Source organism: Pseudomonas sp. DWP3-1-2, from assembly GCF_049896285.1.
GTDB lineage: Bacteria > Pseudomonadota > Gammaproteobacteria > Pseudomonadales > Pseudomonadaceae > Aquipseudomonas.
This window is the reverse complement of the sequence record NZ_JAFCTZ010000001.1, coordinates 1-19,745: the sequence shown is the minus strand read 5'-3', so window position 1 is coordinate 19,745 and position 19,745 is coordinate 1. Positions and strand designations below refer to the sequence as shown.

Below are 19,745 nucleotides of genomic sequence, written 5' to 3'. Positions count from 1 at the left end.
AACCGCGCGATCGGATTTTGACAAAAAAACACCCTTTTTATACCCAGCGCAGGCGTCTATACAGCCACCATTGGCCCACCGCGACCGCAAATATCAACGCGCAGGCCACCAGAAAACCATAAGGGCTGGCGGAGCCTGGAATTCCGCCAACGTTGATCCCTAACAGACCCGTGAGAAAGCTCATGGGCAGGAAGATCCCGGTGATAATCCCGAAACGGTACATGGTCCTGTTCATCCGCTCTCTCAGGCGTCGATCTTCGGACTCGAGTACCAGCCCCACGCGTTCACGGGTCAATTCCAGCTCTTCCAGATAACGGGTAAGGCTGTTATTCAGCTCATTCCAGTAGTCGGCGTCGTCTTCGACAAACCAGGGCAACTTGCTGCGGGTCAACTGCGCGTAGATGTCTCTCTGCGGACCGAGAAAACGACGCAGCCCGGCGGCTCGCCGGCGAATATGCAACAGCGTTCCATGGTCAGGCGTGTACCGCTCGTCGGCATCTATTTTTTCTTCCTCTTCATCGACCGATTCCGTCAGGTCGCTGACCAGTGCCTGGACTTTATCGGTGAGGTGTTGCGCCAGATACAGCATGAGTTCGGAAGCCGTTTTGGGCCCCCTGCCCTCATTCAATTCCTCGATCAGCTCCTCGGTCGCCCGCAACGGACGCAGGCGCAGGGAGATGACTTGCTGGGCGGCTGCGAAGATGCGCACCGAAACCATGTCTTCCGGTTCCGCGCCCGGATTAAGATTGACGCCCCGCAGAAACAGCAACAGGTTGTTGTCGGGCAGCGGCAACAAACGTGGCCGGGTGTTCTCCTCCAGCAGCAGATCGCAGGCAAACTGACTCAAGCCACTGGCCGTTCGCAACCAGGCCTGGGTTTGCGGATGACTGCGGTCCCAGTGCAGCCAGACACTCTCGTGGGGCTGCAGCTCAAGCCCCTCCAGCTCGGTCCGAGCGATGAAACGCGCCCCGCCACAACCATCCAGTACCAGGGCATGCACCAGCCCCCACTGCGCGTTTTGCTCATCGAACATTCGTACTTCGCTTATTCCGGCATTTTCAAAGGAGAAGGAGAAACAATCACGCCATTATTGTCGGCATACACATATTCGCCCGGACGAAAGGTCACGCCCGCGAAGGTGACTGCCACGTTGAGGTCACCGATGCCACGCTTGTCGGTCTTCATCGGATGGCTGGCCAGCGCCTGGACACCCAGATCGGTCTGGGCAATGACGTCCACGTCGCGGATACAACCGTAGATCACCATGCCTTCCCAGCCGCTTCTGGCCGCTTTTTCGGCCAGCATGTCACCCAGCAGGGCACGACGCAGGGAACCGCCGCCATCAATGACCAATACCTTGCCCTTGCCGTCCTGATCGACCTGTTCGCGTACCAGGGAATTGTCTTCGAAGCACTTGATCGTAACGATTTGACCACCGAAGGAATCACGACCGCCAAAATTACTGAACATCGGCTCTACAACCTGGACCAGCTCCGGATAGGCGTCGCACAAGTCGGGCGTGAGGTAATGCATGAGGTAACTCCTGTCAGTGATGATTCATCAAGGGCAAATGAGCCTGCTGCGTCGTAGCTTAGCCGCAACAGGGCGACAACGAAATGATCTGGGTTACTGCATTGCACCAATCGGCAAATCGGACAGCTCCTGTACAGGCGCGCAGCGCTCGTGCAGCCAATCTTTCACCAGCGGCCAGACCTCGTGCTGCGCAGGCTTGCTGACCAGCATCTGCACATGGCCGAAGTTCTCGGCGAAGCCCTGCTCTCGGCCCAGGCAGATGAATTTACGCTGCTGCGAGCCGATCTGGTCATAAAGCTTGCGGCACGCCCAGACCGGATCCTGATGATCGCCCGCCCCGGCCACGACCAGTACCGGCACCGTCACGTCCCTCAAGCCCGCCCACCAGTGGCTGTCCTTGTCACCGAAACGCCCGAACAGACCGTGCCAGCGTAAGCTCTCCAGCGCCAGCCCCACAGGTTCATCTTCGGGTCCGCGCTTGAATCGCGTACCGGAAATGTGATCGAAGGACTTGAGCAACAGGCGACTGGACCATTCCACAGGAGGAAACTTCAGCGGCCAGTACGTTCGGCTGACCTGACTACCGAACAGCGCCACCGATGCGACGCTGTCCGGCCCCAGGGACTGACCGCCCAAGGCGGCCGCGAGCGTTGTGCCGCCCAGTGAGTGGCCAATCCAGTGAGCCGCCTGCCCGCTCTGCTCGGTCACAAAGGCCGCGATGGCGGGTAAATCATACCGCGCGTAATCGGCAACCCGGTTGTAGCGATAAGTCTGATTGCGGGCCGATAAACCATGACCGCGCATTTCCGGAATCCAGACATCGAATCCCGCCCGCGCCAGATACGCCCCGAGGCCAATGCCCTTGGGCGAGTACCAGAAACGGCGATTGGAAAAGCTACCGTGCAACAGAATCACCGGCACGCCGCGGACATCGGGCTGGGTCACCAGACCCAGGCGGGTCACTGCGATTTCGACGCTGGCGTCGGGACTGTTGGCGGGTTTCAGGCGATAAACGTCCTCGATCAAGTCACCGCGTCGTTCAGCGCTGATCAAGGCCACAGGAAAAAGAGTGCTGCTGCTTTGCATATTGCTCTGAACAAGAAAAGGCCGTCTTTTGCACGCACGACCTGATTGACATAAAAAAGCCCCGAGCCGCGTCAGCGAATCGGGGCTTAACTCAGTGGGATCAGACCGGAGCCTGAGCCTCGGCCAGGAAGAACCAGGTTTCCAGTACCGAATCGGGGTTCAACGAGACGCTTTCAATGCCTTGATCCATCAACCAGCGCGCCAGATCCGGGTGGTCCGAAGGGCCCTGACCGCAGATACCGATGTATTTGCCGGCTTTGTTACAGGCCTGGATCGCGTTGGACAGCAGCTTCTTGACCGCCGGATTACGCTCATCGAACAGATGCGCGATAACCCCGGAGTCACGATCCAGGCCCAGGGTCAGCTGGGTAAGGTCGTTGGAGCCAATGGAGAAGCCGTCGAAGTACTCAAGGAACTCATCCGCCAGAATCGCGTTGGACGGCAGTTCGCACATCATGATGACGCGCAGACCGTTCTCACCGCGCTTCAGACCGTTTTCCGCCAGCAGGTCAATGACCTGGCTCGCTTCGCCCAGAGTGCGCACGAACGGCACCATGATTTCAACGTTGGTCAGGCCCATTTCGTTGCGCACACGCTTGAGCGCCCGGCATTCGAGTTCGAAGCAATCGCGGAAATTCTCGCTGATGTAGCGGGAGGCGCCACGGAAACCCAGCATCGGGTTTTCTTCTTCCGGCTCGTACATCTTGCCGCCGATCAGGTTGGCGTACTCGTTGGACTTGAAGTCCGACAGGCGCACGATGACCTTTTTCGGGGTGAAGGCCGCAGCCAGGGTGCTGATGCCTTCCACCAGCTTCTCGACGTAGAAGCCAACCGGATCGCTGTAACCGGCAATACGCTTGTCGACGCTGTCCTTGATGTCCGCAGGCAGACCGTCGTAGTTGAGCAGCGCCTTGGGGTGCACGCCGATCATGCGGTTAATGATGAATTCCAGACGCGCCAGGCCGACACCGGCATTGGGCAACTGGGCGAAGTCGAACGCCCGATCCGGGTTGCCAACGTTCATCATGATCTTGAACGGCAGATCCGGCATGGCGTCGACCGAGTTGGTCTTGATATCGAAACCCAACTCACCTTCGAAAATGTAACCGGTGTCGCCTTCGGCACAGGACACGGTCACGCCCTGGCCATCCTGCAGGACCTGGGTCGCGTTGCCGCAGCCCACGACTGCCGGAATGCCCAGTTCACGGGCAATGATTGCCGCGTGGCAGGTACGGCCGCCACGGTTGGTGACGATGGCACTGGCGCGCTTCATGACCGGTTCCCAGTCCGGGTCGGTCATGTCGGAGACCAGCACGTCGCCGGCCTGGACTTTGTCCATCTCGGACACGTCCTTGATGATCCGCACCTTGCCAGCGCCGATGCGCTGGCCAATGGCCCGACCCTCTACCAGCACAGTGCCGGTTTCCTTGAGCAGATAACGCTCCATGACATTAGCCTGGGAGCGGCTCTTCACGGTTTCAGGGCGCGCCTGAACGATGTACAGCTTGCCGTCGTCGCCGTCCTTGGCCCACTCGATGTCCATCGGGCACTTGTAATGCTTCTCGATGATCATCGCCTGCTTGGCCAACTCGGACACTTCCGCGTCGGTCAGGCAGAAACGCATGCGGTCGGCAGGCTCGACATCGATGACCTTGACCGATTTCCCGGCCTTGGCTTCGTCGCCGTAGATCATCTTGATCGCTTTGCTGCCCAGATTGCGGCGCAGGATCGCAGGACGACCGGCTTCAAGGGTGCCCTTGTGAACATAGAACTCGTCGGGGTTGACGGCGCCTTGCACCACGGTTTCGCCCAGGCCATAGGCACCGGTGATGAACACGACGTCACGGAAACCTGATTCGGTGTCCAGCGTAAACATCACGCCCGCCGTGCCGGTTTCGGAACGAACCATGCGTTGCACGCCCGCGGAGAGCGCCACCAGCTTGTGGTCGAACCCTTGGTGAACGCGGTAGGAAATGGCGCGGTCGTTGAACAGCGAAGCGAACACTTCCTTGGCCGCACGGATGACATTCTCGACGCCGCGGATGTTCAGGAAGGTTTCTTGCTGGCCAGCGAAAGACGCGTCGGGAAGGTCTTCGGCAGTGGCGGAAGAACGCACGGCTACAGCCAGATTCGGATTGCCCGCCGACAGCGTCGCGAAGGCAGTGCGAATTTCGGCATTGAGCTTCTCGGGAAACTCGGCTTCCATGATCCACTGACGAATCTGCGCGCCGGTCTTGGCCAGGGCGTTGACGTCGTCGACATCAAGAGCGTCCAGGGCTGCGTGGATCTGATCGTTCAGACCACTGAGCTCAAGGAAATCACGGTAGGCCTGAGCCGTAGTGGCGAAGCCACCGGGCACCGAAACGCCAGCACCTGCGAGGTTGCTGATCATTTCGCCGAGGGATGCGTTCTTGCCTCCCACATGCTCCACATCATGGACGCCGAGCTTATCGAGGGAAACTACGTACTCTACCAAGGTGATCTCTCCACTAACTGTGTTTGTTGTTGGGAAAAGCTCATGCACCCGGAGCCTGTAGTGCGCTGGCGGGCGTTTGTGGCCTGGGGCATTAAAATAAGTGAGAATGCGGACCACCCAGGCCCGCAAGCGCGCCTATGATATCCAAGAATCGTCACCAGCTTAAGGCCCAAGGCGCAAATGAAACGATCTGCTTTCTTTATCTCCGACGGCACCGGCATCACGGCCGAAACACTTGGCCAGAGCCTGCTCGCCCAATTTGAGACCATTACGTTCAACAAGTTCACGAGGCCGTACATCGACAGCGTCGAGAAAGCGCGGGCGATGGTACAACAAATCAACAACGCCGCCGAAAGAGACGATGTACGCCCGATCATCTTCGATACCATCGTCAACCAGGAAATCCGTGAGATCCTGGCGACGTCCAACGGATTCATGATCGACATTTTCTCGACCTTTCTCGCACCTCTGGAACAAGAGCTTAGTTCACACTCTTCCTATTCGGTGGGCAAATCCCACTCTATCGGGCACAACTCCAACTACATGGAGCGCATCGAGGCCGTCAACTTCGCCCTGGACAACGACGACGGGGCGCGCACGCACTACTACGACAAGGCCGATATCATCCTGGTCGGCGTTTCCCGCTGCGGCAAAACGCCCACCTGCCTGTACATGGCCATGCAATTTGGCATCCGCGCGGCCAACTACCCGCTCACCGAAGACGACATGGAGCGCCTGCAACTGCCTACGGCGCTCAAGGAACACCGTAACAAGTTATTCGGCCTGACCATTGACCCAGATCGTTTAACCGCGATTCGTCACGAACGCAAACCCAACAGCCGCTACGCCAGCTACGCACAGTGCGAATTCGAAGTCCGGGAAGTGGAGAACCTGTTTCGCCGCGAAAACATCCCGAACATCAATTCCACGCACTTTTCGGTGGAGGAAATCTCGGCCAAGGTACTGGTCGAAAAAGGCGTGGAGCGGCGTTTCAAGTAGGGTTGGCGCCGCCGCACCTGCCATGGTTCATCAGGTTCCCGGAACCCGCACCCAACCTTCCATCAACACCCGCGCACTGCGACTCATGATGGCCTTGGTGACTTTCCATTCACCGCCGCTCTGCACCGCTTCGGCACCCACCCGCAAGGTGCCGGAGGGATGACCGAAACGAACCGCGTCCCGGTTCACGCCACCGGCCGCCAGGTTCACCAGCGTGCCGGGGATGGCCGCAGCGGTGCCGACAGCGACGGCGGCCGTGCCCATCATGGCGTGGTGCAGTTTGCCCATCGACAAGGCGCGTACCCGCAGATCAATACTGTCGGCGGCCACCGGTTTACCGCTGGAAGCCACGTAGCCGGCAGGTGGCGCAACAAAGGCCACCTTGGGCGTGTGCTGACGTTGGGCGGCTTCGTCCAGATGCTGGATCAACCCCATGCGCAAAGCGCCGTAGGCACGGATCGTCTCGAACATCGCCAGTGCCTTGGGGTCGCCGTTGATGTCGTCCTGTAATTCGCTGCCGGTGTAGCCGAGGTCGCTGGCATTGACAAAGATGGTCGCAATTCCGGCGTTGATCATGGTCGCCTTGAACGTGCCGACGCCCGGCACCTCGAGATCGTCCACCAGATTGCCGGTGGGGAACATCGAGCCACCCGCGCCCTCCTCGTCTGCTGCCGGGTCGAGGAACTCCAGCTGGACTTCGGCGGCCGGGAACGTCACGCCGTCCAGCTCGAAATCACCGGTTTCCTGCACAGCGCCCTCAGTAATGGGCACATGGGCAATGATGGTCTTGCCGATATTGGCCTGCCAGATGCGCACCACGGCGACACCGTTGTGAGGAACACGGGCGGCATCCATCAGGCCGCTGCTGATGGCAAATGGGCCAACCGCTGCCGACAAGTTGCCGCAATTACCGCTCCAGTCCACGAACGGTTTGTCGATGGAGACCTGACCGAACAGGTAGTCCACATCGTGATCAGCCTTGGTGCTTTTGGACACGATCACCGTTTTGCTGGTACTGGACGTTGCGCCGCCCATGCCGTCGATCTGCTTCTGGTAAGGATCGGGGCTGCCAATCACCCGCAGCAGCAAAGCGTCACGGACCGCACCCGGAACCTGCGCATTGAGGGGTAAATCCTGCAGTTGAAAGAAAACACCCTTGCTGGTGCCGCCACGCATGTAGGTGGCGGGAATTTTGATCTGCGCTGAGTGAGTCATCGGATCAGTGTCCTTGTAACAAAGAATCGGAAGCCGGGTACGTCTGGACGATGTGACTTATATGAAACAAAACCTGTAGAGCGAGCTTGCTCGCGATTCAATTTCTCCGGCGACCTGCGCGCTGATGAACTGACGCTATCGCGAGCAAGCTCGCTCCTACAGAGCAACACCACAGCCAATGTGAACCCCGAATCAGTAACAAAGAGTCGGAAGCCGGCTGCGTCTGGACGATGTGACTTATATGAACGAAAACCTGTAGGAGCGAGCTTGCTCGCGATTCAATTTCTCCGGCGACCTGCGCGCTGATGAACTGACGCTATCGCGAGCAAGCTCGCTCCTACAGAGCAACACAGCCAATGTGCGACCCGGATCAGACTGCTGAAGTCGAAGCCAGGAAGTCCTGGGCAAAGCGCTGCAGCACCCCGCCCGCCTCGTAGATCGAGACTTCTTCGGCGGTGTCCAGTCGGCACGTCACCGGCACGTCTACACGCTCGCCACTTTGGCGGTGAATGACCAGTGTCAGGGTGCTCAGCGGAATACGTTCGCCGATCACATCAAAGGTTTCGCTCCCATCAATAGCGAGCGTATGACGATCAACCCCGGGTTTGAACTCCAGCGGTAACACGCCCATGCCCACCAGATTGGTGCGGTGAATCCGCTCGAAACCTTCGGCGGCAATGGCTTCGACGCCGGCCAGGCGTACACCTTTGGCGGCCCAGTCACGGGACGAACCCTGACCGTAATCGGCGCCGGCAATGATAATCAGCGGCTGTTTGCGCTCCATGTAGGTTTCGATAGCTTCCCACATACGGGTGACTTTGCCTTCGGGTTCAATACGCGCCAGTGAACCTTGCTTGACCTTGCCGTCCACCTGGACCATTTCGTTGAGCAGTTTCGGGTTGGCAAAGGTCGCGCGCTGAGCCGTCAGGTGATCGCCGCGGTGGGTGGCATAGGAGTTGAAGTCCTCTTCCGGCAAGCCCATTTTCGCCAGGTACTCCCCTGCCGCGCTGTCGAGCATGATGGCGTTGGAAGGCGACAAGTGGTCGGTGGTGATGTTGTCGCCCAGCACAGCCAGAGGGCGCATCCCCTTGAGCGGTCGAGCCCCGGCCAGCGCGCCTTCCCAGTACGGCGGACGTCGGATGTAGGTGCTTTGCGCGCGCCAGTCGTAGAGCGGCGAGACCTTTTCGCCGTCATCGGCCTTGATCTCGAACATCGGAATGTAGACCTTGCGAAACTGGTCAGGCTTGACGCTGGCCTTGACCACGGCATCGATTTCCTCGTCGCTCGGCCAGATGTCTTTCAGGGTGAGCGGATTGCCGTTGAGGTCAGTGCCCAGTACGTCCTTCTCGATATCAAAACGGATGGTACCGGCAATGGCATAGGCGACCACCAACGGCGGCGAGGCCAGGAATGCCTGCTTGGCGTAAGGGTGAATGCGCCCGTCGAAGTTACGGTTACCCGACAACACGGCCGTGGCATACAAATCGCGGTCGATGACTTCCTGCTGGATTTTCGGGTCCAGTGCGCCACTCATGCCGTTACAGGTGGTGCAGGCAAAGCCGACTATCCCGAAACCGAGTTTTTCAAGCTCGGGCAACAGATTGGCTTCTTCCAGATACAGTTGAACTGCCTTGGAGCCCGGCGCCAATGACGTCTTGACCCATGGCTTGCGCATCAGACCGGCCGCATTGGCGTTGCGGGCGAGCAAAGCGGCGGCGATCACGTTGCGCGGGTTGCTGGTGTTGGTGCAACTGGTAATGGCGGCAATGATGACTGCGCCATCCGGCATCAGGCCCGGCTCGTTCTCGACGACGCCGGAAATCCCACGGGACGCCAACTCCGAGGTCGGCACCCGGCGATGAGGGTTGGACGGCCCGGCGATGTTGCGCACCACACTGGACAGGTCGAACGTCAGCACCCGCTCGTATTGCGCGGTCTTCAGGCTGTCAGCCCACAGGCCAGTCTGTCTGGCATAACGCTCCACCAGTTTGACCTGCTCGGGCTCTCGGCCCGTCAGGGTCAGGTAGTCCAGGGTTTGTTGGTCGATGTAGAACATCGCCGCCGTCGCGCCAAACTCCGGGGTCATGTTGGAGATGGTCGCCCGATCCCCCAAGGTCAGGGCGTTGGCACCTTCACCGAAGAACTCCAGATACGACGAGACCACTTTTTCGCTGCGCAAGAATTCGGTTACGGCCAGCACAATGTCAGTGGCCGTGATGCCCGGTTGACGCTTGCCCACCAGTTCGACGCCGATGATATCCGGAAGGCGCATCCAGGACGCACGGCCCAGCATCACGCTTTCGGCTTCCAGGCCGCCGACGCCGATGGCGATGACACCCAGCGCATCCACGTGTGGCGTATGGCTGTCGGTGCCGACCAGTGTGTCCGGGAAGGCCACACCATTGAGCGCATGCACCACCGGTGACATCCGCTCCAGATTGATCTGGTGCATGATGCCGTTGCCGGGCGGGATCACATCAACGTTCTTGAACGCCTTTTTGGTCCAGTTGATGAAGTGAAAACGGTCTTCATTGCGACGGTCTTCGATAGCCCGGTTAAGCTCGAAGGCATCTTTTTCAAAACCGCCATGTTCCACCGCCAAAGAGTGATCGACGATCAGCTGAGTGGGCACCACGGGGTTGACCAGTGCCGGATCACCGCCTTGCAAGGCAATGGCGTCGCGCAGGCCGGCAAGGTCCACCAGCGCGGTCTGGCCGAGAATATCGTGACAGACCACCCGCGCCGGGAACCACGGAAAATCCAGGTCGCGACGACGTTCGATCAACTGGGTCAGCGACGCCGTCAGCGTTGCCGGATCACAACGGCGCACCAGATTTTCGGCAAATACCCGAGAGGTATACGGCAGTGTGTCGTAAGCACCGGGCTTGATCGCGTCGACCGCCGCACGGGCGTCGAAGTAATCCAGAGAGGTGCCGGGCAGCGACTTGCGGTATTCAGTGTTCATGCGGGGGACTCGATCACGGGGTTCTAAGGATGGGATGGAGCGCTCATCGGCGGCGCCCCTGTCCCAGTCATTGCAGCCCTTTCAGCGCTGCTCGATGGGCACGAAAGTGCGCTGCTCCACGCCGGTGTACTCGGCGCTGGGTCGGATAATCCGGTTGTTGGCGCGCTGCTCGAACACATGCGCAGCCCAACCGGTCAGACGCGAACAGACAAAAATCGGGGTGAACAGCTGGGTGGGGATGCTCATGAAGTGGTACGCCGAGGCGTGGTAGAAATCGGCGTTGGGAAAGAGCTTCTTCTGTTCCCACATGGTCTTGTCGATGGCTTCGGAAACCGCATACAGCACAGTGTCCCCAGCTTCATCGGCCAGTTTTTTCGCCCAGCCCTTGATCACTTCATTGCGCGGATCCGACTCTTTATAGATGGCATGGCCAAACCCCATGATCTTGTCCTTGCGCTCAAGCATGGCCAGTGTGCCGCTGACGGCGTCTTCAGCCGAGGCAAAGCGCTCGATCATGGCCATGGCCGCCTCATTGGCGCCGCCATGCAAAGGGCCGCGCAAGGTGCCGATGGCGGCTGTGACGCAGGAATACAGATCCGACAACGTAGAAGCACACACCCGGGCGGTAAACGTCGACGCGTTGAATTCGTGCTCGGCGTAGAGGATCAGGGAAACGTTCATCACCTTGACGTGCAGCTCACTGGGTGACTTGCCCAGCAGCAACTGCAGGAAGTGAGCGCCCAGGGAAGGTTGGTCCGTGACACAGTCGATGCGCTCGCCTTCATGACTGAAGCGATACCAGTAGCACATGATCGCGGGAAACGCGGCCAGCAGGCGATCCGTGGCATCGTGTTGCTGATCGAAACTCAATTCAGGCTCAAGGGTGCCGAGCATCGACGCGCCGGTGCGCATCACATCCATCGGATGGGTGTCGGCTGGAATGCGCTCCAGCACTTCCTTCAACGCCTGGGGCAAGTCCCGCAGTTTTTTCAGCTTCGCCAGATAGCCGTCCAGCTGGGCCTGGGTTGGCAGCTCGCCATACAGCAGCAGGTAAGCGACTTCTTCGAACTGCGCCTCGGCGGCCAGTTCACGGACATCGTAACCCCGGTACGTCAAACCGGCCCCGGCCTGACCGACAGTAGACAGGGCCGTCTGTCCGGCAACCTGACCACGCAGGCCAGCGCCGCTCAATACTTTTGCTTCAGCCATTGCTTTCTCCAATTTTGAATTTGTTCGGGAATGGGCAATTCAGTCGGTGTGTTCGTCGAAGCAAGGCTTGCCCGCGAAGAACCCAATGGATTCAAGGCCACTCCGCGATCTGACAGGCCCTTTCGCGGGCAAGTCGGAACGCTGCCCGCTCGCGCCAACAATCAGCCTTTCTTCTGCGCAAACAACGCGTCCAGCTTCTGCTCGAAGACGTGGTAATCAATGGCGTCGTACAGCTCCATGCGTGTCTGCATGGTGTCGACCACGTTTTTCTGGGTGCCGTCGCGACGGATCGCGCCGTAGACGTTCTGCGCCGCCTTGTTCATGGCGCGGAATGCAGACAAAGGATAGAGCACCAGGGAAACATCGGCGCCGCGCAGCTCATCGACCGTAAACAGAGGGGTTGCGCCGAATTCGGTGATGTTGGCCAGGATCGGCGCTTTCACCCGCGCAGCAAACAACTTGTACATGTCCAGTTCGGTGATGGCTTCCGGGAACACCATGTCGGCGCCGGCTTCGATACAAGCGGCCGCCCGTTCCAGCGCCGATTCCAGCCCTTCCACCGCCAGTGCGTCAGTGCGCGCCATGATCACAAAGCTGTCATCGGTACGCGCATCAACGGCGGCCTTGATGCGATCGACCATCTCCTGTTGGGAAACGATTTCCTTGTTCGGGCGATGGCCGCAGCGCTTGGCGCCCACCTGATCTTCGATATGGATCGCCGCCGCGCCGAACTTGATCATCGAGCGCACGGTGCGCGCCACGTTGAAAGCCGACGAGCCGAAGCCTGTATCCACATCCACCAGCAGCGGCAGATCGCAAACATCCGTGATACGTCGCACATCGGTCAGTACGTCATCCAGCCCGGTGATACCTAAGTCAGGCACACCCAGGGAGCCGGCCGCCACGCCGCCGCCCGACAGGTAGATCGCCTTGAAACCCGCCCGTTTGGCCAGCAAGGCATGATTGGCGTTGATCGCGCCCACCACCTGCAATGGATGTTCACTGGCCACAGCGTCACGAAAACGCTGACCGGGAGTGCGCTTGTCGGAGTTCATTTTTCACCTCGGATGGGGGATTGGACGGCGCCCTGCTCTTGGGCTGTCTGTTCAAGCATATGACGCTCGATATTGCGTTTGGACGCGCCGATATGACGGCGCATCAGCAGTTCGGCCAGCTCGCCATCACGCTCGGCAATGGCGTCGAGAATGCGATGGTGTTCGGCAAAGGCCTGACGCGGACGGTTGGGCGTTGCGGAAAACTGAATACGGTACATACGCACCAGCTGATAAAGATCGCCGCAGAGCATCTGGGTCAACGTGCGGTTGCCGCTGCCCTGGATGATTCGATAATGAAAGTCGAAATCGCCTTCCTGCTGGTAATAGCCGACACCCGCCTGAAACGCCGCGTCGCATTCGTGGGTATCCAGCACCCGCCGCAGCTCATCAATTTCCTGAGCCGTCATGCGCTCGGCCGCCAGGCGACAGGCCATGCCTTCCAGGGATTCACGGATCTCATAGAGTTCGATCAGCTCGGCATGGCTCAGGGAAACCACCCGCGCACCCACATGGGGAATACGCACCAGGAGCCGCTGCCCTTCCAGACGATGGATAGCCTCACGCAGCGGACCACGACTGATGCCGTACGTACGCGCCAGCTCCGGCTCGGAAATCTTGCTGCCAGGCGCAATCTCGCCTTTGACGATCGCCGCCTGAATGCGGCGAAAAACGTTTTCGGACAGGGTTTCCGAATCGTCCGTAGCAGGAGAGGTCAGGCCAGCAGAGTCCAACATATTGTCGACACCTAAAGAGTAACTGACGCCAAAACTAGCCAGATATGGCGAGCAGGTCAAACAAAAAACGTCAATTGTCGACAATCGTCTAATACGCCGTATTTTTTAAACCCTGCCAGGACGGTGGGAGCGACGCTGGCCCGCCAACGCTCCAGCCCAAGGGAAAAGCGGTCGTCTGGCACAACCACTCGCGGGCAAGTCGGAACGCCGCCCACTCGCTTCAGCGCAATTGGATTCCAATCCGGACGCTAAGGCTAAAACCCTTCGTGCTAGAATGCCGCCCGCGCCTGATGGCCGTTAGTGGCACGATGCCAGCGAATTTTCCTCCCCAGATTGACGATCCTGCCTGCATCCTTTGTGCAGGCACGGCTCCGAGGATCGCTCCCAACGCACCAGGATTTATGAATTCCAAGCCTTTTCTTACCCTCTGCCTGTGCCTGTTCGCCGGTTCCGTTGTCGCTGGCGACAAAACGGTCTACGGTTTGAACGAATATGCCGAGCTCACCGGCATCGACCTGCAAGTCGCCGCCAAACTCGACACCGGCGCCAAGACCGCCTCCCTGAGTGCACGGGACATCAAGCACTTCAAGCGTAATGGCGAAAGCTGGGTCCGTTTTTATCTGGCCATCGATGCTGCCCACGCGCACCCCATCGAAAGGCCGTTGGCCAGGGTCAGCAAGATCAAGCGTCGCGCCGACGATCTTGATCCTGACGACGAACAAAAGTACACCGCCCGCCCGGTGATCAGCCTGGATGTGTGCATGGGCGCAGCTTTACGCAGCATAGAAGTGAACTTGACCGACCGAAGTGCTTTCCAATATCCACTTTTGATTGGCTCCGAGGCATTGAAGCGCTTCGATGCGCTGGTCGATCCCAGTCTTAAATACGCAGCAGGCCGCCCCGCCTGTGCAATAACCGCTCAAATCACCGAGTAACTCAATGCGCTCTCTTACACTCCATCTGAAAATCCTGATCGGTATCCTCGTCACCCTGGGCATAGCGATTACGGCCTATCAGATTCTGGTGCTGGGTATTCCAGTGACCGAGGACGAAACCGACGACCTGTGGAATATCGACGCCAAGGTGGAGTTCGTTGCCAACGCCAAGGAGCCGGTCAAGATCCAGATGTTCGTGCCGCCTCTGGCCCGGGACTACATCAGCCTCAATGAGAGTTTCATTTCCAATAATTACGGGGTGAGCGTCAACCGCGTCGACGGCAATCGCAAAGTCACCTGGTCGGCCCGGCGCGTGTCCGGCAACCAGACGCTTTACTACCGGCTGGTGCTGACCAAACGCTACGGCACCGAAAAGGCCAAGGTCAAAGGGCCCATCTTCCGCGACAGCATTGTTGTCGAAGGCCCGGAAAAAATCGCAGCCGAAGCCTTGCTCGCCCCTATCCGCCAGCACTCGGCGGATGTCGAGACGTTCATTACCGAAGCGATCAAACGGGTCAACAACCTGGCCGACGATAACGTCAAGTTGCTGCTGGCGGGCGACACTTCAAGCGCCAACAAGGCGCGGGTGACCGAGTTACTGTTGTCCATCGCTCACGTGCCACTGGAAAAGGTCCATACCATTCGCCTGGTGGCCGATCAGCCACAAAGCCCTGAACTGTGGCTGCGCAGTTTCAACGGCAAGGACTGGCTGTATTTCAACCCGGACACCGGCGAGCAAGGCTTGCCGGAGGACCGCCTGCAGTGGTGGACCGGTGAAGAAAACCTGATCACCGTCGACGGTGGCAAGAAGGCCACCGTCAGCTTCAGCCTCAATAACAGTGAAATGAACGCCATCCGCCTGGCCAAGCTGACCGACGCCAACACCGACGCCGACTTCCTTGAATACTCGCTGTATGGCTTGCCCCTGCAAACCCAGCAAACGTTCATGATCATGGTGATGATCCCCATCGGTGTGCTGGTGATCCTGATCCTGCGCAACCTGATCGGCCTGCAAACCCTGGGTACCTTTACCCCGGTGCTGATCGCCCTCGCGTTCCGGGAAACCCAGCTGGGGTTTGGCATCATCCTGTTTACGGTCATCACAGCGCTCGGGTTGTCCCTGCGTTCGTACCTGGAACACCTGAAGCTGCAAATGCTGCCGAGGCTGTCGGTGGTGCTGACCTTCGTCGTGGTGCTGATCGCAGCCATCAGCCTGTTCAGCCACAAGCTCGGGCTTGAACGCGGCCTTTCCGTGGCGCTGTTCCCGATGGTGATTCTGACCATGACCATCGAACGCCTGTCGATCACCTGGGAAGAACGCGGCGGCGGACACGCCATGAAAGTCGCCATCGGCACGCTGTTCGCGGCGTCGCTGGCCCACATCATCATGAGCGTGCCCGAGCTGACCTACTTCGTGTTCACCTTCCCGGCCGTGCTGTTGATTCTGGTGGGCTTCATGCTGGCCATGGGTCGCTATCGCGGTTATCGCCTGACCGAGCTGGTGCGCTTCAAGGCCTTCCTCAAGGAAGACAACAAATGATCGGCTGGTGGAAAACCTGGAAGGCGCTGGAGGCCAAGGGGATCATGGGCATCAACCGGCGTAACGCCGACTACGTGCTCAAGTACAACAAGCGCAGCCTCTACCCTGTCGTCGATGACAAGATCATCACCAAGGAACGGGCGATTGCGGCAGGCATTCACGTGCCGGAAATGTACGGGGTGATCTCCACCGAAAAGGAAATCGACAAGCTGGACGAGATCATCGGCGGACGCCGTGATTTCGTGGTCAAGCCTGCTCAGGGCGCGGGCGGCGATGGCATCCTGGTCATTGCCGACCGCTTTGAAGACCGCTATCGCACGGTTTCCGGCCGGATCATCAGCCATTCGGAGATCGAGCATCAGATCTCCAGCATTCTGACCGGCCTGTATTCACTGGGCGGCCATCGGGACAGAGCGCTGATCGAATACCGCGTCACCCCGGATCAGATCTTCAAGAGCATCAGCTACGAAGGTGTGCCGGACATTCGCATCATCGTGCTGATGGGCTATCCGGTGATGGCGATGTTGCGTTTGCCCACGCGTCAGTCCGGCGGCAAGGCCAACCTGCACCAAGGCGCCATCGGCGTCGGCGTTGATCTGGCCACCGGCATTACCCTCAAGGGCACCTGGCTCAACAACATCATCACCAAACACCCGGACACCACCCACGCGGTGGACGGTGTGCAGTTGCCCAACTGGGACGGCTTCATGAAGCTCGCTGCCGAATGCTATGAGCTATGCGGCCTGGGCTATATCGGCGTGGACATGGTCCTGGACCAGGAAAAAGGCCCGCTGATCCTGGAACTCAATGCCCGCCCCGGCCTGAATATCCAGATCGCCAATGACTGCGGGCTGACTCACCGCACCCATGCGGTAGAGGCGCGGCTGGAGCAACTGGCGCTGGATGGCACGATTGAGACGCCCGAAGCGCGGGTGCGGTTTGCGCAGGAGGTTTTTGGGCATGTGGCGACTGATCAGCCATAACCTGCCTGATGGGCCGAGTTATACCGAATAGGAACCGCGACGGATACTTTCCATTGGGATCTCTTCGATTTTGGTAACCCTATGAGTTCTACCCCCCATATCGCGTAGCCTTTTTGCTATTGGATTTCGGTAATCAAGACTGCTCGCGTGATTGTCCTCAAAGTCAATTCTCATGCGTCTAGTGAGGGTGTCTTCACCCGATGGCCCACCCTGAAAACCGAGGCGCCCGCCTGTATACGGTCGCTCCATACGGCGCCCATGCAGATAGTGATTCAGTTCAAGGGAAGTCTCTGGATCAAGGTCCCTCCCAACCGGTAAATAGCCAGGGTCAGGTGCGCTATAACTCGCTAGTGTTGTTGCCGAATCACCTTGAGAAGATCGAGCACTAGAAGCGACCGCGACCCGTGCTCCAATCTTCGCCCCAATAGCAACGCCACCTGCCGCACCTGCAACAATCCCCGACCCCAGACTCAACCACGCCAACCCTTCACTTAACCCCCCTTCTGTCATAGCGCTGCCAGCCCCACTTCCAACGGAAATCACAGTTGCAGCGATCGAGACTTTAGTCGCAACAGCCGCCACCGCACCGGCAGTAGCCGCGCTGACGCCCAAAGCTGCCGTCACAGGTGCCGCAATTCCCGCCGTCAACACAGTCGCGGCAACGCCAGCCACCAAGCCGACCCACCAAGGCATATGCCCATCCGGATCCAGATAATTCACCGGATCCCCCACGCAATACGCATAGGCATTCAAGCCGCCGTCATCAAACGGACTCAAGCTGTCGGGGCTGTGAAAGCGCATCAGTACCGGGTTGTAGGCACGATAGCCCTGCCCCAGCAGATACCAGCCCGTGGCGGACTCGCGCAGTTCGCCATTGAAGCCCGAGCCACTGGCCGCAGGGTCGGCCGAGCTTTGGTGGCCGTATGCGTTGTAAGTCAGATCGTTTGAACCATCCTGGCTGACCTCAGCCAGCACCGTCTTTTTTGCGTCGGTCACCAACAGTTGCGTACTGGCATTAGCGCCGCTTTGTTGTTCGGCCAACAGATGCTCACCCGCCCTGATAAAACTGCGTTGCTCATCACTCCGTAACTGACTGGCGAGTTGCCCGTCCCGATAAAAACGCTGTTCCTGGCCATCGGGGCTTTGGCTGTTGATCAAGTTGTCCAGAGCGTCGTAGCCGTAATCCGCCGCAGTGGTGTCGTCCATTGCACTGACACTGAGCAAGCGTCCCAACGCATCGTATTCCAGCGACCGTCCTGCTTCATCGACCGTCAGATTTCCATTCTCGTCGTAGACGAGTTCGATGCGCGGAGGATAATCCCCATGGCTGTTGCTGATGGCACTGAGCTGCACAGGATCCTCGCCGTTGTATTCGTACAGGGCGGTATTGCTGCCCCCGGCGAATACCGTCGTCACCTCGGTGAGGTTGTCCAGCGCATCAAACTTGAATGCCTGGCTCTGGATCTGTTTGTCCGCGGGGTCCACCGGCGCAAGCGGTCCGGTTGCGGTGTACAGCTCCAGCCGACCCCGAGGGTCATACTTGAACGTCTCGTCACGCAGCAGCGTGCCGCCTTCGCGCAAGGTACGTTGTTGCAGGTGGTCGGCAGCGTCATAGGCTTGAGCCAGTTGCTGCTCGACTCCACCCGGCAGAACAAAACTTCGCAGCACTTCGCGTCCGATGTCGTCGTATTCCAGAGTGACACGCAGGCTCTGACCTTGGGCGCTGTCAACCGTCTCGATACGTTCGGTCTGCCCCAAGGCGTTGTAACTGAAGGTCGAAGTCAGCGTGCCGGCACCGGTTCTTTCCAGGCGACCGCTCGTGTCGTAGGCCCAGGTCTGAGTGGCGCCCATCACATCGGTATAACTGAGCAGCAGGCCATCAAGGCTGTATTGATAGCGCATGGCGTACGCCTCGCCGCCCTGCACCCGACGCTCCTCCTTGAGTTCGCCACTGACAAAATAGTCGCGCTCCAGCGTCTCACCCTGCTCCTTGCCGCTCAACAGACGCGCATTTTTCGGGTCGTAGGTGTAATCGGCGGTGCTGCCCGGAAGTTTGCGCTGGATGGGTTGTTCGCCCAGTTGCGGCTGGTACAGATATTCGATGGCCTCCCCGCTCGCCGTGTACACCTTGTCCGGTTGCAGACGGCCTTCGATGAACTCAAAGCGCGTCACCCTGCCGCCAACGGTCGAGCCGATCATACGGTCCAGCCCGTCAAAGCGTTGCTCACCCAACAGCACGCCATCGACGCTGATGGAGACCGGCAAATCTTCCCGACTGTGGGTAACGTAGGCTCGTTCGATCTGCGCGTCGTCGGGCAGGCGATTGGCTATGAGCCGATCAAACCCGTCGTAGCCGAACTCGCGAGAATTCCCCAGGGCGTCCACCTGCCCAAACGTGCGACCAAGGCCATCGTAAACGTTGGTTTCCAGACTGATGCGCGTACCACTCAGATCCAGCCGCTCGATGGACTCCGGTTTGCCGAACAGGTTATTGCGGGTGACCGTTTTGCCCATGCCCGTCTGCCACTCGGTAGTGGTGCGTTTGACCGGATCTTCAACCTTGTGGTGCTCGATGCCATCCGGCCCGGTCACGCTGCGTTGCTCGCCCCAGTCATCGTATTGGTAGGTGGTGGTCAACGGCAGTTCCTGCAGGGTTCCGGCCATCGGCAGCCAGTCGGACGCCGTGTCCTCAATCAGCAGGCCCCGGCTGTCGTACCGGGCGCGGTAGGTGTGTCGGTATGCCTCGGGCTGTTTTTCGTCGGCACCCTGGCGCTGTTCCTCGATCACCCGGTTGGCGCCGTCCATTAGCGTGCGGGTCTTGATGCCCTTGACGTTGGTGACGGTCTGTTCGGCCTGCTGGTCGTCACGGGCGCTGAGCACGTAGGCGTAATGGCGGGTGGCGCTGAACTGCGGATCGTTGGGGGCCACGGTTTCTTCGGTGACCCGGCCTAGCGCGTCGTAGCGGTAGGCGATTTCCACGTCGTTGTCGTCGCGGTTGAGCAGCGGCTGGCCGTT

General features: G+C 59.3%; 14 protein-coding genes. 4 read left to right on the top strand and 10 right to left on the bottom strand.

Annotation, left to right across the window (positions count from 1 at the left end):
* Positions 1–37 precede the first annotated feature (37 nt).
* From ACP7B0_RS00070 to ppsA, 4 genes are all read right to left on the bottom strand, one after another.
* Positions 38–1,033: a zinc transporter ZntB gene (locus ACP7B0_RS00070; RefSeq protein WP_426138858.1), complete on the bottom strand. Its 996-nt coding sequence runs from the start codon at positions 1,031–1,033 to the stop codon at positions 38–40.
* An 11-nt stretch (positions 1,034–1,044) separates the two neighbouring features.
* Positions 1,045–1,533: a ribonuclease E activity regulator RraA gene (gene rraA, locus ACP7B0_RS00065; protein ID WP_426138857.1), complete on the bottom strand. Its 489-nt coding sequence runs from the start codon at positions 1,531–1,533 to the stop codon at positions 1,045–1,047.
* Positions 1,534–1,626: 93 nt separating this feature from the next.
* Entirely contained in the window at positions 1,627–2,619 is a 993-nt protein-coding gene (locus ACP7B0_RS00060) for an alpha/beta fold hydrolase (protein WP_426138856.1), read from the bottom strand.
* A gap of 100 nt (positions 2,620–2,719) precedes the next feature.
* Positions 2,720–5,095 carry a phosphoenolpyruvate synthase gene (gene ppsA, locus ACP7B0_RS00055; RefSeq protein ID WP_426138855.1) on the bottom strand — a complete coding sequence of 792 codons (2,376 nt, stop codon included), beginning with the start codon at positions 5,093–5,095 and terminating at the stop codon, positions 2,720–2,722.
* Between the two features lie 180 nt (positions 5,096–5,275).
* Here ppsA and ppsR point away from each other — a divergent pair, with 180 nt between their 5' ends.
* Positions 5,276–6,094, top strand: a complete 819-nt coding sequence (gene ppsR / locus ACP7B0_RS00050) for a posphoenolpyruvate synthetase regulatory kinase/phosphorylase PpsR (RefSeq protein WP_426138854.1) — start codon at positions 5,276–5,278, stop codon at positions 6,092–6,094.
* A 30-nt stretch (positions 6,095–6,124) separates the two neighbouring features.
* On the opposite strand, the gene prpF is transcribed toward ppsR, so the two are convergent.
* The 5 genes from prpF to ACP7B0_RS00025 all read right to left on the bottom strand — a co-directional run bounded on the left by prpF (position 6,125) and on the right by ACP7B0_RS00025 (position 13,272).
* Complete coding sequence (gene prpF / locus ACP7B0_RS00045; protein ID WP_426138853.1) at positions 6,125–7,309, bottom strand: 2-methylaconitate cis-trans isomerase PrpF; 1,185 nt, start codon at positions 7,307–7,309, stop codon at positions 6,125–6,127.
* Positions 7,310–7,679: 370 nt separating this feature from the next.
* The gene (acnD, locus tag ACP7B0_RS00040) at positions 7,680–10,274 is read right to left on the bottom strand and encodes a Fe/S-dependent 2-methylisocitrate dehydratase AcnD (protein WP_426138852.1); all 2,595 of its coding nucleotides are present in this window, start codon (positions 10,272–10,274) and stop codon (positions 7,680–7,682) included.
* A gap of 81 nt (positions 10,275–10,355) precedes the next feature.
* A complete protein-coding gene (prpC, locus tag ACP7B0_RS00035; RefSeq protein ID WP_426138851.1) occupies positions 10,356–11,483 on the bottom strand; it encodes a bifunctional 2-methylcitrate synthase/citrate synthase in 1,128 nt (375 codons plus the stop codon).
* A 161-nt stretch (positions 11,484–11,644) separates the two neighbouring features.
* Positions 11,645–12,538 carry a methylisocitrate lyase gene (prpB, locus tag ACP7B0_RS00030; protein ID WP_426138850.1) on the bottom strand — a complete coding sequence of 298 codons (894 nt, stop codon included), beginning with the start codon at positions 12,536–12,538 and terminating at the stop codon, positions 11,645–11,647.
* A complete protein-coding gene (locus tag ACP7B0_RS00025; protein ID WP_426138849.1) occupies positions 12,535–13,272 on the bottom strand; it encodes a GntR family transcriptional regulator in 738 nt (245 codons plus the stop codon). Before ACP7B0_RS00025 ends, prpB begins: the two co-directional genes overlap by 4 nt.
* A 401-nt stretch (positions 13,273–13,673) precedes the next feature.
* On the opposite strand from ACP7B0_RS00025, the gene ACP7B0_RS00020 reads away from it, so the two are divergent.
* From ACP7B0_RS00020 to ACP7B0_RS00010, 3 genes are read left to right on the top strand one after another with little or no spacing between them, the layout of a single operon-like run.
* The gene (locus tag ACP7B0_RS00020; protein ID WP_426138848.1) at positions 13,674–14,207 is read left to right on the top strand and encodes an ATP-dependent zinc protease; all 534 of its coding nucleotides are present in this window, start codon (positions 13,674–13,676) and stop codon (positions 14,205–14,207) included.
* Between the two features lie 4 nt (positions 14,208–14,211).
* A complete protein-coding gene (locus ACP7B0_RS00015) occupies positions 14,212–15,747 on the top strand; it encodes an inactive transglutaminase family protein (RefSeq protein WP_426138847.1) in 1,536 nt (511 codons plus the stop codon).
* Positions 15,744–16,730 carry an alpha-L-glutamate ligase-like protein gene (locus ACP7B0_RS00010; protein WP_426138846.1) on the top strand — a complete coding sequence of 329 codons (987 nt, stop codon included), beginning with the start codon at positions 15,744–15,746 and terminating at the stop codon, positions 16,728–16,730. Before ACP7B0_RS00015 ends, ACP7B0_RS00010 begins: the two co-directional genes overlap by 4 nt.
* Before the next feature lie 18 nt (positions 16,731–16,748).
* On the opposite strand, the gene ACP7B0_RS00005 is transcribed toward ACP7B0_RS00010, so the two are convergent.
* Positions 16,749–19,745, bottom strand: a 2,997-nt coding sequence (locus ACP7B0_RS00005; protein WP_426138845.1) for an RHS repeat domain-containing protein, incomplete at its 5' end; no start/stop codon positions are given.

What these genes read in the sequence shown, in the direction of transcription:
- acnD (WP_426138852.1), bottom strand. Translation starts at nt 10,274, where the DNA reads ATGAACACTGAATACCGCAAGTCGCTGCCCGGCACCTCTCTGGATTAC.
- ACP7B0_RS00010 (WP_426138846.1), top strand. Translation starts at nt 15,744, where the DNA reads ATGATCGGCTGGTGGAAAACCTGGAAGGCGCTGGAGGCCAAGGGGATC.
- ACP7B0_RS00025 (WP_426138849.1), bottom strand. Translation starts at nt 13,272, where the DNA reads ATGTTGGACTCTGCTGGCCTGACCTCTCCTGCTACGGACGATTCGGAA.
- prpF (WP_426138853.1), bottom strand. Translation starts at nt 7,309, where the DNA reads ATGACTCACTCAGCGCAGATCAAAATTCCCGCCACCTACATGCGTGGC.
- ACP7B0_RS00070 (WP_426138858.1), bottom strand. Translation starts at nt 1,033, where the DNA reads ATGTTCGATGAGCAAAACGCGCAGTGGGGGCTGGTGCATGCCCTGGTA.
- ACP7B0_RS00060 (WP_426138856.1), bottom strand. Translation starts at nt 2,619, where the DNA reads ATGCAAAGCAGCAGCACTCTTTTTCCTGTGGCCTTGATCAGCGCTGAA.
- ppsR (WP_426138854.1), top strand. Translation starts at nt 5,276, where the DNA reads ATGAAACGATCTGCTTTCTTTATCTCCGACGGCACCGGCATCACGGCC.
- rraA (WP_426138857.1), bottom strand. Translation starts at nt 1,533, where the DNA reads ATGCATTACCTCACGCCCGACTTGTGCGACGCCTATCCGGAGCTGGTC.
- prpC (WP_426138851.1), bottom strand. Translation starts at nt 11,483, where the DNA reads ATGGCTGAAGCAAAAGTATTGAGCGGCGCTGGCCTGCGTGGTCAGGTT.
- ACP7B0_RS00015 (WP_426138847.1), top strand. Translation starts at nt 14,212, where the DNA reads ATGCGCTCTCTTACACTCCATCTGAAAATCCTGATCGGTATCCTCGTC.
- prpB (WP_426138850.1), bottom strand. Translation starts at nt 12,538, where the DNA reads ATGAACTCCGACAAGCGCACTCCCGGTCAGCGTTTTCGTGACGCTGTG.
- ACP7B0_RS00020 (WP_426138848.1), top strand. Translation starts at nt 13,674, where the DNA reads ATGAATTCCAAGCCTTTTCTTACCCTCTGCCTGTGCCTGTTCGCCGGT.